Origin of the sequence: Amycolatopsis xylanica (assembly GCF_900107045.1) — a bacterium.
Classification (GTDB): Bacteria; Actinomycetota; Actinomycetes; order Mycobacteriales; family Pseudonocardiaceae; genus Amycolatopsis; species Amycolatopsis xylanica.
Genome location: NZ_FNON01000002.1, coordinates 1234014 through 1249676 on the forward strand (window position 1 = coordinate 1234014; position 15663 = coordinate 1249676).

8 protein-coding genes and 1 rRNA gene are annotated in these 15663 nt (G+C 70.0%); 7 read left to right on the top strand and 2 right to left on the bottom strand.

Annotated features, from left to right (window positions below; translation table 11 throughout):
* The first annotated feature begins 179 nt into the window (after positions 1 to 179).
* Genes cydB through BLV57_RS13700 form a run of 3 tightly spaced genes read left to right on the top strand, consistent with a single transcriptional unit; the run spans position 180 to position 5229 of the window.
* Complete coding sequence (gene cydB / locus BLV57_RS13690) at positions 180 to 1172, top strand: cytochrome d ubiquinol oxidase subunit II (RefSeq protein WP_091289000.1); 993 nt, start codon at positions 180 to 182, stop codon at positions 1170 to 1172.
* Entirely contained in the window at positions 1169 to 4102 is a 2934-nt protein-coding gene (gene cydD / locus BLV57_RS13695; protein WP_091289001.1) for a thiol reductant ABC exporter subunit CydD, read from the top strand. Before cydB ends, cydD begins: the two co-directional genes overlap by 4 nt.
* A gap of 14 nt (positions 4103 to 4116) precedes the next feature.
* Positions 4117 to 5229, top strand: a complete 1113-nt coding sequence (locus BLV57_RS13700; protein WP_091289140.1) for a GAF domain-containing sensor histidine kinase — start codon at positions 4117 to 4119, stop codon at positions 5227 to 5229.
* 3 nt (positions 5230 to 5232) lie between these two features.
* Here BLV57_RS13700 and BLV57_RS13705 read toward each other — a convergent pair whose 3' ends face one another.
* Entirely contained in the window at positions 5233 to 5856 is a 624-nt protein-coding gene (locus BLV57_RS13705; RefSeq protein ID WP_091289002.1) for a response regulator, read from the bottom strand.
* A 9-nt stretch (positions 5857 to 5865) separates the two neighbouring features.
* The gene (locus BLV57_RS13710) at positions 5866 to 8241 is read right to left on the bottom strand and encodes a helicase-associated domain-containing protein (protein WP_143047052.1); all 2376 of its coding nucleotides are present in this window, start codon (positions 8239 to 8241) and stop codon (positions 5866 to 5868) included.
* A 94-nt stretch (positions 8242 to 8335) separates the two neighbouring features.
* Here BLV57_RS13710 and BLV57_RS13715 point away from each other — a divergent pair, with 94 nt between their 5' ends.
* The 4 genes from BLV57_RS13715 to BLV57_RS13730 all read left to right on the top strand — a co-directional run.
* Positions 8336 to 9832 carry a TIGR02677 family protein gene (locus BLV57_RS13715; protein WP_091289004.1) on the top strand — a complete coding sequence of 499 codons (1497 nt, stop codon included), beginning with the start codon at positions 8336 to 8338 and terminating at the stop codon, positions 9830 to 9832.
* On the top strand, positions 9829 to 11070 hold the full coding sequence (locus BLV57_RS13720) for a TIGR02678 family protein (RefSeq protein WP_091289005.1): 1242 nt from the start codon (positions 9829 to 9831) through the stop codon (positions 11068 to 11070). The genes BLV57_RS13715 and BLV57_RS13720 overlap by 4 nt, the downstream gene beginning before the upstream one ends.
* Positions 11067 to 15047, top strand: a complete 3981-nt coding sequence (locus tag BLV57_RS13725; protein WP_091289006.1) for a TIGR02680 family protein — start codon at positions 11067 to 11069, stop codon at positions 15045 to 15047. The genes BLV57_RS13720 and BLV57_RS13725 overlap by 4 nt, the downstream gene beginning before the upstream one ends.
* A 458-nt stretch (positions 15048 to 15505) precedes the next feature.
* Positions 15506 to 15663, top strand: a 16S ribosomal RNA gene (locus tag BLV57_RS13730); the annotation flags it as partial.

A 15663-nucleotide genomic window follows, 5' to 3' on the forward strand; every position in this document is an offset into this window, starting at 1 on the left:
TCCACAGGTGATCTGTGGACAACCATCCCCATTGTGGATAACTCCGGGGTGCCGGGCCGGATTCGCCCGGAAGTGTCAGTCGGCCGTGGTATTGGCGACGCAGCGGGACTGTGGGCCCATCGGGGGCGCCCACAGTCCCAGCGCGGAGAACACCGCGGAGAACAACGAAAGGACGCGGCATGAGCCTCGAAACGCTGTGGTTCTGCGTCATCGCCCTCTTCTGGCTGGGCTACCTCTTCCTCGAGGGCTTCGACTTCGGCGTCGGCATGCTCCTGCCGTTCCTCAGCAGGGACAACACCGAACGCCGCCTGATGATCAACACGATCGGCCCGGTCTGGGACGGCAACGAGGTCTGGCTGATCGTCGCGGTCGCGGCCACCTTCGCCGCGTTCCCCGGCTGGTACGCCTCGCTGCTTTCGGGCAGCTACCTGGTGATCCTCCTGATCGTGCTGGCGCTCATCGGCCGCGGCGTCGCGTTCGAGTACCGCGGCAAGGTCGACTCCGCCAAGTGGCGCGCAGCTTTCGACAAACTGATTGTCTTCGGCTCCTGGGTGCCGCCGCTCGGCGTCGGGCTGCTGCTCGCGACCACGGTCCTCGGCCTCCCGCTCGACGCCAACGGCAACCGCATCGGCTCGCCGTTCGAGGCGATCCGCTGGGACACGCTGCTCGGCGCGCTCGCCATCGTCGGCTTCTCGCTCGTGCACGGCGCGACCTTCCTCGCGCTCAAGACCAGCGGCGACTTCCGCGAACGCGCCAAGAAGACCGCGCTGCGACTGTTCCCCGCTCTGCTCCCGCTCCTCGCGTTCCTGGTGCTGATCCAGGTACGCGAAGGCGAAGCCTGGACGGTCATCCCGCTCGTCATCGCGCTCGTCGCGGCACCGATCGCCTGGTGGCGACTGCGAAGCGACCGTGACGGCCAGGCGTTCGCCGCGCTCGGCCTACTCATGGTCGCGACGGCCGTGACGATGTTCGGCGCGCTGTTCCCGGCGGTCCTCCCGTCGACCGGCGATCCGGCCAACACCCTGACCGTCGCCAAGGCGGCCTCGAGCCCGTACACGCTCGAAGTGATGACCTGGGTCTCCGCGTTCGGTGCGCCCGCCGTGCTCATCTACCAGGGCTGGACCTACTGGGTGTTCCGCAAGCGGCTGTCCACCGCGCACATCCCGTCATGATCATCCCGAAGCGCGCGCTGGCGGCGACCGGCGCGCTCGCGCTGGTCAACGCCGGATTGCTCGTCGCGCAGGCATTCCTGCTCGCCGACGCGCTCGCCCAATTGGTCCACAATGGACGCCCGGACAACCTGGCGTTCCTCGCCGCCACGGTCATCGGACGGGCGGGCATCAGCTGGGCGACCAAGGTCGTCAGCGCCCGCGCGGCCGCCGGCGCCAAGGAGGAGCTGCGCGCCAAGGCCGTCGACCACGCGCTGCGCCTCGGCCCGGAGTGGATCCAGCGTCATGGCACCGCCGAGCTGACCACGTTGACCACCAAGGGGCTCGACGCGCTCGATGCCTACTTCACCACCTACCTGCCCGCGCTGGTCACGGCCGCGGTCGTGCCGCTCGGCGCCGGCGCCGCGGTGCTGTTCGCCGACTGGCCGTCCGCAGTGATCCTCGTGGTGACCGTGCCGCTGCTGCCGATGTTCGCGATCCTGGTCGGCAAGTACACCGCCGACCGCGTCCCGAAGGCGACCGACGCCGCGCACGCGTTGTCCGCGACGCTGCTCGAACTCGTCCGCGCACTCCCCGTGCTCGCCGCGTTCCGGCGCGCGGAAGCGCAGGCCGAGACCGTGCGCCGGGTGTCGGACCGCCATCGCCGCGCCACGGTCCAGACGCTCAAGACCGCCTTCGCCTCGGCATTCGTGCTTGAACTCGCGGCCACGCTGTCGGTCGCGGTGGTCGCCGTCGTCATCGGCGTGCGGCTCGTGTCGGGCGATCTGTCGCTCGCGATCGGGCTGGGCGTGCTCATCCTGGTTCCCGAGTGCTACCAGCCGCTGCGTTCGGTCGGCGCGGCCTTCCACGCCAGCGAAGACGGCGTCGAAGCCGTTCGCCGCGTCACCGAAATCCTCGACGAGCCCGCGCCTGCCGAGGGCACCACGAAGCCGTCGAAAGGCCTGGTCCGCGTCGACGGCCTGCGCGTGGGAGACCGTGAGGGCGAGTCGTTCACCGTGCGGCCTGGCGAGATCGCCTGGCTCCGCGCGCCGAGCGGCGCCGGGAAGTCGACTACCTTGGCCGCGCTGCTCGGATTCGTCCAGCCGACGGACGGCACGATCACCGTCGACGGCCACGCGCTGGCCGGCTTCGACCGCGTCGCCTGGCGCAAGGAGATCGCCTGGGTCCCGCAGTCGCCGCGCTTCACCGGCGGCACGGTGCGCGGCGAACTCGAACTCGCGGGCGAGTTCACCGACGTCCCGCTCGGCCTCGACGATTTCCTGGACCGCCAAGTCAGCGAACTCTCCATCGGTGAACGCCAGCGCGTCGCCGTCGCACGCGCGCTCGTCCGCGTCCGCAACGGCGCCTGGCTGCTGCTGCTCGACGAGCCGACCGCGCATCTCGACGCCGGGCACACCGCCGAGGTGATGATCGCCGTCCAGGCCGCGGCGGACGCGGGCGCCGCCGTCGTCATCGCCGCACATGACCGCACGAAACCCGTCGAGGTTCCGGCTGGCGCGGCGCCGCCGATCCGCCGCCAGACCGCGAACCGCACGAAACCCAGCCTCCGCGAGCTCATCGACGGCCACCTGCTCGCCGGAGCGGCGCTGGGTTCACTGGCGCTGCTGGCCGGAATAGCGCTGACGGCGACCTCGGCCTGGCTGATCGCCAAAGCCTCGCTCCAGCCGCCGATGCTCACCCTGACGGTCGCGATCGTCGGCGTCCGCGCGTTCGGACTCGGCCGCGCCACCCTGCGCTACTGGGAACGCCTGGTCACGCACGACGCGGCCTTCCGCATCGCGGGCCGCCTGCGCGTGCGCACCTGGCTCAAACTCAGCCGCATCGACGCCGCCGAAGGCCGCCAGCGGCTGGTCGACGACGTCGACACCGTCCGCGATCTGCTGCCGCGCACGCTTACTCCGCCGCTCATCGCGGCGCTGGTCGTCGCGGGCGCGGTCGCCGTCCAGACCGCGATCCTCCCGGCGGCAGGTCTCGTGCTCACCGTCGCCGCGCTCATCGGTGGACTCGCGGCTCCCGCACTCGCGCTCAAGCTCGAACGGAACTCGACGTTCGCGCTCGCCACCGGCCGCCGCCTGGTGACCACGCGACTGCTCGGCCTCTTCGAATCCTCGGCCGAGCTGATGGCGTTCGGCGCGGACCGCCTTCGACGCCGCGAACTCGCCGAAGCCGATGCCACACTCGCCGCCAGCGCGCGACGCCAGGCGTTCGGAGCGGGAGCGGCCGAAGCACTCATCGCACTGGCCATGGGCGCCGCGGCGGTCATCTGCACTTTCATCGCCGCCCCCGGCGTCGAAGCGCCGATCGTGGCACTCGTCCCGCTCGCGCTCGCCGAAGTCCTCGTCATGCTCCCGCCCGTCGCCCAGCATTGGGACGAGCTGCGCCAAGCACACGCCCGCCTCGAAATCCCGGCCGAGCCCCCACTCGAACTCATGGAAATCGAGCTCCCGCAAGGCAAGTACGTCGCCGTCGTCGGACCGTCGGGAGCCGGGAAGTCGACACTGCTCGCCAGGCTCGCCGTCACGCACCGCGTGGCGTGGGCGCCGCAGGAGCCGCAGCTCGTCGCCACCACGGTCGCCGAAAACCTCCGGCTCGGCGACCCCACGGCCACCGACGAGCAACTCCGCGAGGCACTCGACCTGGCCGTTCTGCCCGACATCGCACTCGAACGCCTGCTCGGCAGCGGCGGAACCGGCCTCTCCGGCGGCGAAGCCCAGCGCGTCGCGCTCGCTCGCGCGCTGCTCGCGGCCCCGGACGCCGACGTCGTGCTCCTCGACGAACCCACCGCACACCTCGACGAGCCGACCGCGCGCAAGCTGCGCGCCAACCTCCGGCGCGCGCTCGACGGCCACACGGTCATCCAGGTCACCCACCACGCCGACGAAGCGGATGACGCTGACCTCGTCTGGGAGGTCCGCGCCGGCCAGGTCGTCTAATGTTGACCCAGCTCATGGACCCGACACTCGCCGCGCGCGCACTGTCCGCCGCCACCGAAATCACCACCACCGCGCTGTCCGGCGACGACCCGGGCGCGGTGCTCGAAACGGTCGTCCGCCGCGCCGCCGAACTGGCCGAAGCCGAACTCGGCCTGATCATGGTCCGCACCGAAGACGGCGTCATCGTCGAAGCGGGCAGTGCCGACATCCGCGGCCTGCTCCTCCCGGCGGATTCCGCGGCGGGCCGCGTCGCACGCGGCGGCGAGACGATCGTGACCGACGACTTCACCACCGATCCCCGCACGGCGCCGTTCGTCCCCGACGAACTCAAGCGTTTCGGCCCCTTCGCGGCGGCCCCGTTCGGCGCGAGCGGCCGCGTGCTCGGCGCGCTGACGGTCTACCGCCCGCACGGCGCCGACCCGTTTTCCCCGGCCACCATCGAGGTGCTGACCGCCTTCGCCGCCCAGGCGGGCGTCGTACTCGCGCTCGCCGAGGGCGCCAACGCCCGCCACCGCGTCACGCTGTACCAAGAACGCGAGCGCATTGCCCGCGAACTCCACGACGTCATCATCCAGCGCCTTTACGGCGCGGGCATGCAACTCGACCGCGTCCGCAAACGTATGCGCAAACGCTTCGCCCAGGCCGACGGCGCCCGCCTCGGCGAGGCCATCGACCAGCTCGACCAGACCATCGAAGAGATCCGAGGCACGGTACGCGCCCTGCGCTCACCGGATCCCGAGCCCGAGACCACCGATCTGGCCGAGTCCGTCCGCGGCGAGGTCCGCATCGCGGGCGAGCTGCTCGGTTTCCCGCCCACCCTCGAACTTTCCGGCGAATTCGCCGACATCCCGGCCGAGCGGGCCGACCACGTCCGCGCCGCGCTCCGCGAGGCACTGTCCAATGTGGTCAGACATTCCGGCGCCAGCGAAACCAGGGTCACCCTCACCCGCGACACCGAAGGCGTGAAACTCCGCGTCCGCGACAACGGATCCGGCGTTCCCCAAGGTGTCGCCACGCGCGGCCTGCGCCACCTCGCCGAACGCGCCGAAACGGCGGGCGGCCAGTTCTCGCTCAACTCCTCACCCAGCATGGGCACGCTCGTCGCGTTCGATCTCCCGCTGAGCTGAAACTCAGTCGCCGCGCCGCGCAATCCAGGCCGCGGCCTGCGTCCGTCGCTGCATCCCGAGCTTGGCGAGCACCGAGGTCACGTAGTTCTTGACCGTCTTCTCCGCGAGGAACATCCGTTCCGCGATCTCACGGTTCGACAGCCCCTCGCCGATCAGCACGAGCACCTCACGCTCCCGCTCGGTCAGTGCGTCGAGCTCATCGCCGGGATTGCGCATCCGGTCGAGGATGTGAGCGGTGCTCACCGGGTCGAGCAACGACCGCCCGGCAGCGACCTCGCGCACGGCCGTCACGACGTCCTGGCCACGCACCTGCTTCAGCAAGTACCCCGACGCGCCCGCCATGATCGCGCCGACCATGGCCTCTTCGTCGTCGAACGCGGTGAGCATCAGGCAGTACGGCGGATTCGGCTTCGACCGCAGCTCACGGCACAGCGCGACCCCGTCGCCGTCACCGAGCCGCACATCGACCACGGCCACATCCGGCTCGACGTGCAACGCCACGGCCAGCGCCTCGTCCACGCTCCCCGCCTCGGCGACGACCTCGATGTCGGACTCGTCGCCGAGCAGTTCCCGCAGCCCGCGGCGCACCACTTCGTGGTCGTCGACGAGCAGGACGTGGATCGGCATGACTCCAGGTTACGTCGGGACGATCAGCTTCAAGTCCAGCCGCCGGTATTCGCGGTGCTTCGGCAGCCACACGTCGAGGAACTCGCCGTCAAGCTCGGGGTTGCTGATCACCAGTTTCTCGCCCTGATATCCGATGGTCACCGGGAAACCCGACTCCAGCTGCCAGATCAGCCGCCTCCACTCGGCGTCGCGCTTGCCGGGGAACACGTTCATCAGCGCGCCCCGCTTCAGCGGTTTCGGCGGCCGGTTCGACGCCGCGAGCAGCCGGTCGGCGTGCGCGAACGGGTCTTCGGGCTCGACGGCGTCGGGGACGTGCTTCGGCAGGGCGTCGGGGTCCGGCGGCGGGGCGATGTGCTCCTCCCGGATGACCACCGTCCCGTCCTCCGCCCGGTGCACCGGCGCGTAACCGCTGTCCCGCAGGGCGGCCAAGGTCGCCAAAGCGTCCACAGTGGACGTCAGCACGGTGGGCGCGACCGCGCGCAGGCCGAGTTTGACCAGCTTGCGGTGTGCGGCGATCTCGGCCAGCAACGCCGGATCCTCGCCGACCACGACGCAGCCGACGTCCGTCACGCCGACCTCGCCGTGCCGCCGCGCGACGTCGTTGAACAGGTACGTCAGCGGCTGCGGCAGGTCGCCGCGCGCCACCCCGCGGAGGGTTTCGAGCAGGTCGTCGATCGACGCGCCGTTGTCGTACGCGCGCCGGACGCTCGCAGGGCTGAAACGCCAGGTCGACGCCGAACCCTGGGTCTCGCGATCGGCGACGCGGTCGAGCAGATTGGCCAGCTCCGTGCTCGGCGGCCCGGTGACGATCGCCGTCAGATCGGTGCCGAACAGGGCCGACCCGCACGCACCCGACACGGCGGTATCGGCCGCCTGCTCGAGACCGCCCGTGAGCAGGGCGAACGCCAGTTCGCTCGCCGCGTAGGACGCCGATACGCCGACGATCCTGGCCTCGGTCAGCGCCGCGGCGACCAGCACGCGCAGTGCCTCGCCGTCGATCGACGGCAGGTGCCAGGCGGCGAGCGCGGCGAACTGCTCGGGGTCGATCAGCCCGGTGCCCGGCTCGAGGCCGGCGAGCAGGCGGACGGTGAGCTGCCGGACCAGCTCATGGACCTCGTTGGGATCTTCGCCGACCGACGCGCGGATCGCCTTCTCGTCTGCGGTCGACACGAACGGGAACTCCCACCAGGCGCGCAGCAGCCGCGCCAGCTGCTCGGCCGCGCCGAGCTCGCGGAACCGGCTGAAGTCGTCGCTCGGGTGCAGGAACTCGGGTGGCTTGGGCGCCGGGCGACGCGAGCGTCCCCGCACTTCCGGAACGGTCGCGATCTCGAGTGTCATCAGCCCCGCCGCGCCCGCGAGGTCGAGCGCGACCTTGATCTCGTCGGGGTCGGCGCCGAGATCCTTCGCCAGCTTGGCGATCGTCCGCGCGCCGACCCGGCCGGTCTTGATCAGCGGGATCGGTTCGACGGCCGACGAGCCGACCACGGTGATGACCCGGTCGAGCAGCCGCAGCGCCGCCGCCGAGGACTCGGCCGCGACCCGTTCCGGCGCGACCGGGCAGAGCGCCACCGGCGGTGGGTCCGGCGTGAACGGCAGGTGGTAGTCACGGCCGCGCAGTGCCAGCACGATTTCGACCGGCATGGTCACCGTGCCGCTGTAGGTCGGGTAGAGCAGGCCACGGTCGACGGCCCAGGTCACCGGGGTCTCACGGTGGGTCGGGCTGTCCAGCTGCGCGTAGTGCGTGTGCTGGATGTAGTGCCCGAGCTGGACGTCGGCGTCTTCCCAGACGAACTTGGCCAGCAGCTCGGCGGCCCCGTCCGGCGCGACGGAGACCAGGTCGCGCACGCGCGCGCCGTCGCGCAGGTAACCCAGGAGGCCGTCCAGCTGGTCCTGCCTGGTTCCTCGCGTCGGCAGGCCGAGGGTGGCGGATTTGGCCTTGAGGTACTCGACGGTGATCGAAGACAGCAGCTGCGCCAGCGGCGTGCCGAGCCGGAAGCGCCGGTAACCGACGACCTGCAGCACCTCCGGCACCTGGATCACGCCGTATTCGATCCACACCAGCGCGCGACGGGCGAGCATGGCGACGACCGCTTCGATCTCGCGGTACGTGGTGCCGAGAAACTCGGCGACCGCCGAGACCTCGACGCCGTCATGGTCACCCAGCGCAACCCTCAGCTGGATCGCCGACAGCACTTGTAGCTCCGGCGCGGTGACCGAGGCGACCGCGAGTTCCACCGACTCCGGCTGGCACAGCCGATCGGCGAGGTCGGACATCCGTCGAGGCCAGGGCGCTTCGAGCGCGTCCGGGCGGTTGCCGAGCAGCTCGGCCAGCTCGGCGCGGCTCAGCTTGGTGAGGAGGCCGACCAACGGTTCTTCGGGTTCCATCGCTTGACCACGGTAGTCGCCGGGCTCATTTCTGTCGGTGACCACCCGTACGGTGTCGGAAAGCAGAGGACCGCCGACAGCGAGGAAGGGGATCATGGACGGCGTACCAACGGACATGTTCCGTTTCACGCAAGGCGATCGCGCCGAGTTGTACACCGCGATCCTGCACGCGTTCAGCGAGGCCGGTGAGCGGATGGAGACCGCGCTCGGGCTGGACGACGTCCGCGACAGGCTGCGTTCGGTCGGCTGGTTCGGCGCGATCGAGGACGACGACCTGGCCAGGGCGCTGGAGCAGCTGCGGAACTGGAAGCTGCTCGACGTCGTGCAGAACCAAGCCGAGAACTACCGCACGGCGAGCGAATACGAGCGCCGGAACCTGCGGTATTCGCTGAGCAGGCAGGGTGCGGCGGCGTTCGCGGGCGTGCGGCACGCGCTCGGCGCGCTGAGCTCGTCCGGCGCGTTGCAGACGGCGGTGCTGGATGCGATCGCTGTCAGGCTCGAAGGACTCGCCGTGGCACTCGACGATTCGTCGGATCGCCGCGTCTTCACCACGTTGATGGAGCTCGAAGGTCATCTCGAAGCGTTGCGCGACAACGCCAAGCGGTTCAACGGCGAGCTGCAACGGCTGCTGCGCGCGGAAGGCGCCGACCTGGCCACGTTCCACGAGGTCAAGGGCGCGACGATCACCTACCTCGAAGAGTTCTTGACCAATCTCGACCAGCGCACGCACATGATCGCCGCGCGGGTCGGGCGTATCGACGCCGAGCGGCTCCATCGTCGCGCGCTGGCCGGCGCGGATCTGCCGCCGACAGCGGGAGAGGCGGCCCGAGCGGACTGGCTCGAGCACCGCCGGACGCACTGGGAAAGCCTGCTCGCCTGGTTCAAGCCCGCGGACGGCGGCCCCGCGCGGGTCGAGCAGCTGCACACGGTCGCGCGCCGGGCGATCGTCACCCTGCTGCAGGTATTGGACAGGATCAGCGAATCCCGGCGGCGTGCCAGCAGCGCGGCCGCCGATTTCCGTGAGCTGGCAAGGTGGTTCGCCGCCGCGCCAGCCGAAGCCGATCTGCACCGGCTCTGGTCGACGGCGTTCGGCATGGGCTCGGCGCGCCACGCGCATCTCGGCCATCTCGATCCAGAACTGGTTCCCGCCAACACGGCCTGGGCGGACGCGCCGCCGGTCGAGGTGTCGGCGCTGCTGCGCAGTTCCGGCCGGACGGAGCGGTTCACCCGCGCCGGCAAGGTCCGCGATGTCAGCGCCATCAAGGCCGCGCGAGCCGAGCGGGCCCGCGCCGAGCGTGCGGAACTGCAGGAGGCCTGGCGCAGGCTCGCGACCGACGGCGAGGTCCGGCTGTCCGCTTTCGGCGAGCTCGATCATGTCCTGTTCCAGCGGCTGCTGGACATGCTCGGCCGGGCTTTGTCGGCTTCGCCGGATTCGACCGGTGTGCGCCGCGGCGCCACCAGCGACGGCAAGGTCGAGCTGATCTTGCGGCAACCACCCGATTCCCGCGGCGCCGTGCTGACCACCCCTCGGGGTAGGTTCGCCGGACCTGATTTCCTGGTCGACATCCGGGTCACGGGAGGCCGCTCGTGAGCAACTTGGCGAACCAGCTGGTGCTGGCCGAGCGCGAGGACGTCGCGCGCGGCATCCGGCTGCTGCTCGCGTCCCCGCTGATCAGCGCGCGGATCGCGCCGGAGACGTTCGACCTGGTGCGGCGCAGGCGTGAACCGATCGCGAAGTGGTTCGACTACTACTGCGGCTGGTCGCTGGTGATCGAGCCACGGCTCGGCTACGCGCGGCTGATGAAGGTCCGCGCCCGCGCCGACGCCAGCCGTCCCGCCCGCCGCGAGCGGTCGGGCAACGCGCCGTTCGACCGCCGCCGCTACACGCTGCTGTGCCTGGTGGCGGCCGAGCTGCTGGCCACGCCGGTGACCACGATCGGGCTCCTCGCCGACAGAGTCACCCAGGCGACGCTCACCGACCCGTTGATCGACACCTTCGACACCTCCCAGCGCGCGGAGCGTATGGCGTACGTCGATGTGCTGCGCATGCTGGAGTCGTTCGGCGCGCTCGAAGTCGCGGACGGCGAAACGGAGTCGTTCGTCGGCAGCGCGACGGCGAAGGCGCTCTACCGCGTAGACGCGACGCTGGTCATGCGCTTGCTGGCGGCGCCGAACGGGCCTTCGCAGTTCGCGGTGCCCGGTGAGGAAGTCGCCGTCCGGTTCGAGGAGCTGCTCTCCGCGCTTCGCCGCGAACGCCGCTATGGCGAAGCACCCGAAGCCGCCCACGCCGTCGACGGAGCGTCGGATGTGCAACGCGGCCTGTGGGTGCGGCACTCGATCTTCCGGAGGCTCGTCGACGATCCGGTCGTCTACCGCGCGGATCTGTCACCTGGCGAGCTGGCCTACCTGACCTCGCCCGCCGGCAGACAGCTGATCCGCCGCGCCGCGGAGCAGGGCGGTTTCGTGCTGGAAGAGCGCGCCGAGGGTGTGCTGCTGGTCGACCCGGACGGCCTGGCCACGGACGGAATGTTCCCCGATGACTCCAGCAACGCCAAGGTCGCGGCCTTGCTGCTGCTGGACCTGATCACCGCGTCGAAAGGTGGTGTGGTGCCCGAGCAGCTCAGTGCCGAGGCCGATCGCTTGCTCGGCGAGTTCCCGCGCTGGGCCAAGGCCTATCGCGGCGAGGACGGTCGCGAGCAGCTGGTGCACGACGCGCTCGCCGTGCTCGACGAGTTCGGGCTGGTGCGGCGCTCCGGCGAGGTCGTCGTCGCGTTGCCTGCGGCTTCGCGGTACGCGGTCACGGAAGTCAAGTCGGCGGAGGCGTCATGACACTGCGAGCCGTCGGAACGCCCAGGTGGGCGCCCACCCGCGCGGGCATCCTCAACGTCTGGCGCTACTACGACGAGATCTTCGAATTCCACAAAGGACGGTTGCTGCTGCACGGGCCGAACGGCACCGGCAAGTCCAAGGCGCTCGAGCTGCTGCTCCCGTTCCTGTTCGACGCCAGCCTGCGCGCGAACCGGCTGTCCACGTTCGGCACCGGCGAGCGGACCATGCACTGGAACCTCATGGGCGAGGGCGCGGACGGCAGCACGCGGGTCGGCTACGTCTGGCTCGAATTCGCGCTCGGCGACTACTGGTTCACCTGCGGCGCGCGGCTGCAGGCGAGCACGCACACCAAGACCGTGCATGTCGACTACTTCACCACCACCCAGCGCGTCGGCGTCGACCTGTCGCTGGTCACGGACTCGGGCCAGCCGCTGACAAGTGCCGCGCTCGCCGAGGCGATCGGTCCGCGCGGAGAGGTGCATCCCAGCTCCGCCGCGTACCGGACGGCCGTGCGCCTCAAGCTGTTCCCAGGCCTCACCGAGCCGCGCTACGACGCGTTGATCACCGCGCTGTTGCAGCTGCGCCAGCCGAAACTGTCGCAACGCCTCGATCCGGCGCTGCTGTCGACGCTGCTTTCGCACGCGCTGCCGCCGCTCGGTGAGGGCGAGGTGGCCGAGCTCGCCGAAGGCTTCGAGCGGCTCGACCGTCAGCGTGAGCAGCTGAGGCTGGTCGACGCCGAGGTTGATGCGGCGCGCAGGCTGGCGACCCAGCAGCGCAGCTACGCCATGCGCGTGCTGCGCGCGGCGGCGGCGAACCTGATCTCGGCCAGCTCCGAGCTGACTAGGCTGAGTGGCGTCGCGAGCGAGTCCGCCGCGAAGTACGACGAGGCCGTCGCCGTGAACAGGGAGGCCGAGCAGCGGCTCGAAGTGCTCGTCGAACGCGGCGGCCTCATCCGGGCGCGGATCGATGGCCTGGTCGAGAGCGAGAGCTACAAACAAGGCCGTGAGCTGGACGAACTTCGCGAGCGAGCCAGGTCCGCGCTGGCCGAAGCCACCGCGAAACGCGCCGGCGCCGAAGCGAAGCTCGAGGTCTGTTCGGCGGACGCGGCGCGCGCGGCCGAGGCCGAAAGCGTCGCCACTCGGCTCGCCGGGCTCGCGACAGAGGCGAGCCGGGAGGCAGCGCGCGCGGGGGAGCGCGCGCAGCTCGCCGGCGTCTGGGCAGAGATGCGGTCGGTGCTGCCGTCAGGGTCGTCCGGTGTGCGGAAGCTGTTGCGCGCGGCGGTGCGCAGCCGTCATGACCAGCTGCGCGAAGTGCGTGAGGCCGTCCGCTCGCATGAGCTGGCGCTCGATCGCCGTCGCGGTTCCGAGGAGAGCGTCGAGCAGGCTCGCGCGGAGCTGGCGAGGACCGTCGAGAAGCGCGAAGAACTCGCCCAGTCGGCCAAGTCCGCGATCGAAGCGCAGGCCAAGCGGTTGCGTGAGTGGGCTGATGGCTGCACGGAGCTGACGTTCGCCGAGGTCGAGTCGCTGACCGCGCTCGCTGAATCCGAGCCCGCGGTCTCGAAGCTGGTCAACGCGACGGCGAACCGGGTGCGCTACGACATCACCGTTCGGGACACGACGCTCGTCGCCGAGCGGGCACGCCTGGTGGAGAGCCGGGCCGAGCTGGTCTCGGAGAGCAAGACGCTCGAATCCGCAGGCGAGCTCCCACCCGAAGCGCCCCGCGCCCGCACCACCGACAGGTCCACAATGGACGGTGCGCCGTTCTGGAAGCTGGTCGCCTTCGCCGACGCGGTGCCCGAGGACGCCCAAGCGGGCATCGAGGCCGCGCTCGAGGCGAGCGGCCTGCTCGACGCCTGGGTGCCGTCGCACGGCGGGATCGAGGTCGACGGGCACGACACCTTCCTCGACGCCGAATTCCCGGTCGTCAAGGAGGGGGAATCGCTGCTGGCCGTGCTGCGCCCGGTGCCGGGTGCCGGGGTCGACGCCGAGGTGATCGAACGACTGCTGGCCGGGATCGCGTACGGCGAGCGGGTGCCTGGCAGGCATGAGGTGGCCATCGGCGCCGACGGCTGGTGGCGGCTGGCCAACGCGAGCGGCAGCTGGGCGAAGCCGCAGGCCACGCATATCGGCGCGGTCGCCAGGGAGAAGACCCGGCAGCGGAAACTGGCCGAGCTGGCGATCCGGGTCGGGGAGCTCGACAACGAGATCGCCAGGCTGGATGGCGAGCTCAAGACGATGGAGCGGCGGCGCGAGCGCCTGGCCAGTGAGCTGGCAGGCCGTCCGCAGCACGAGGAGGTCGACGCCGCCACGAGCGCGCTGAACCTGGCCGAATCGGCCGTGACCTCGGCGGATCGCGCGGTCGGACGGCTACTGGAGCACCTCGCGAAGCACGAGCAAGCCGTCGCCGAGGCGCTCAGGACACTGACCATGAAGGCGGCGGAGAACGGCCTGCCGACGGAGTCCGATGGGCTTGACGCCGTCACGGTCGCCGTCGACGGATTCCGGGACCTCGCGGACAACTGGCTGGACGCCGAGGGGGAGTCGCGGTCCGCCCGCTCGCTGGCCGACGAGTACGCCGAGCAGGCGCGACGGTCGGAACAGGCCGCGGACGAAGCAGGCGGGTACGCGCTCGACGCCGAGCGCTTCGCGAACGGGCTGATCGAAAAGGCGGAGGCGGTCGAGAGCGCGCTCGGCCGCGACTACCAGCAACTTCTCCGCGAGCTGACCGGGCTTCGGGAGGAATCGGCGGAGCTCGACGTTCAGGAGAAGAACCTCAACCTGGAGTTGCGTGAGCTCGCGACGCGGCTGGGTTCTCTCGACAACCAGCGGACCATCGACGCGGAACTCCAGAAGCAGGCGACGGAGCATCAGGACCGGACCGCGGCCAGGCTCCGGCATCTCATGTCGGGCAGTTTCCCGGAGGACGCCGGCATCAAGCCGCCCACGTCGGGGGACGCGCTGGCCGCAGCGGACGCGGTGGCCCTGAAGTGGCCGAACATCCCGCACGCCCAAAAGAACCTCGGCGACGCGTTGCATCGGCTGAACGAGATCGTCTACGAGTGCCGCGAGATCCTGAGCGACCGCGCCGATCTGGCGCTGGAGACCGACGGCGATGTCGGCGTGTTCAGCGCGACGGTCAACGGCCTGCGGGTCGGGGCCGCCGAACTGCTCGACCTGCTGCGTGCGGAAGCGGACCGCGGTCGCGTCGACCTCACCGGCGCCGAGGGCGAGTTGTTCGACAAGACGTTGACCGGGGACACCCGCCGTCATCTCGCCGCGAGGATCAGGCAGGCGACCGCGCTGGTCGACGCCATGAACGGGCGGCTCGAGCAGGTCAGGACCGCGTCGAAGGTGGCCGTCCGGCTGGTCTGGCAGGTACGCGAAGACCTGCCTGCCGGCACCCGCACGGCCCGGGAGCTGCTGCTCAAGGACCCAGACCTGCTCACCGACTCCGATCGCGAGTCGCTGCACGGGTTCTTCCGCGACCGCATCGAAGAGGCGAAGGCCGACGACACCGCGACCAGCTGGGAGCAGCAGCTCGCCCAGGTCTTCGACTACACGAGCTGGCACCAGTTCGTCGTCGAGATCGACAGGGCGAACGGGGTCGGCTGGCAGCTGCTGACCAAGAAGCTGCACGGCGCCCTTTCCGGTGGTGAGAAGGCCATCGCGCTGCACCTGCCGCTGTTCGCGGCGGTCGCCGCGCACTATCAGGCCGTGCTGGAAGCGCCGAGGATCATCCTGCTCGACGAGGTGTTCGTCGGGGTGGACACCGCGAACCGCGGGCAGATCTTCGGGTTGCTGTCCTCGCTGGATCTCGATCTCTTGCTCACCTCGGACCACGAGTGGTGCGACTACCGCGAGCTCGACGGCATAGCCATCCACAAGCTGATCACCGGAGGCGACGGGGACAACGCGGTCACCACGGTGCGCTTCGTCTGGGACGGCGTCGACCTGAGGCCGGACGAGGTCGACGCATGAGGCTCGATGCGGGCGGTGGATCCGTCGGCCGTGCCACCGAACCGCCGTGGGATCCGAGGCTCGCGCAGCCCGCTTCGCGGGGATCGTGTGGACCCCACCGGAGCCGGATGCCTGGTTTGCCGCCAAATCAGGCCGCTGACCTGGGGAAACGCAGTTAAGGTACCCCCCTGTTTTGGGCACTGATCAGCCATGTAAAGTTCTCCAAGTCGCCAGGGAAACCGGGTGGCCGCCGGGACACGAACCAAGCTCCCACCGCGAGGTGGTAGAGTGGGTGTCTCACAAAACTTGCTAGAAAACAATTCGCTCGGGATAAGGTCAGGGAAACCTGATGCGATCCTCGGTGTGTTGCTTGAGAACTCAACAGTGTGCTAGTGAACTAAGCCAGTAGAGCTTATATTTGAACCTCGTTTTGAGGTTCCTTTGAGAGCAGTAAATTGCCTCGATTGAATTCGAAGACATTGTTGGAGAGTTTGATCCTGGCTCAGGACGAACGCTGGCGGCGTGCTTAACACATGCAAGTCGAACGATGAAGCCTTCGGGTGGATTAGTGGCGAACGGGTGAGTAACACGTGGGCAATCTGCCCTGTACTTTGGGATAAGCCTTGGAAACGAGGTC

Coding starts and splice junctions, on each gene's coding strand:
- cydB (WP_091289000.1), top strand. CDS start 180: ATGAGCCTCGAAACGCTGTGGTTCTGCGTCATCGCCCTCTTCTGGCTG.
- cydD (WP_091289001.1), top strand. CDS start 1,169: ATGATCATCCCGAAGCGCGCGCTGGCGGCGACCGGCGCGCTCGCGCTG.
- BLV57_RS13700 (WP_091289140.1), top strand. CDS start 4,117: ATGGACCCGACACTCGCCGCGCGCGCACTGTCCGCCGCCACCGAAATC.
- BLV57_RS13705 (WP_091289002.1), bottom strand. CDS start 5,856: ATGCCGATCCACGTCCTGCTCGTCGACGACCACGAAGTGGTGCGCCGC.
- BLV57_RS13710 (WP_143047052.1), bottom strand. CDS start 8,241: ATGGAACCCGAAGAACCGTTGGTCGGCCTCCTCACCAAGCTGAGCCGC.
- BLV57_RS13715 (WP_091289004.1), top strand. CDS start 8,336: ATGGACGGCGTACCAACGGACATGTTCCGTTTCACGCAAGGCGATCGC.
- BLV57_RS13725 (WP_091289006.1), top strand. CDS start 11,067: ATGACACTGCGAGCCGTCGGAACGCCCAGGTGGGCGCCCACCCGCGCG.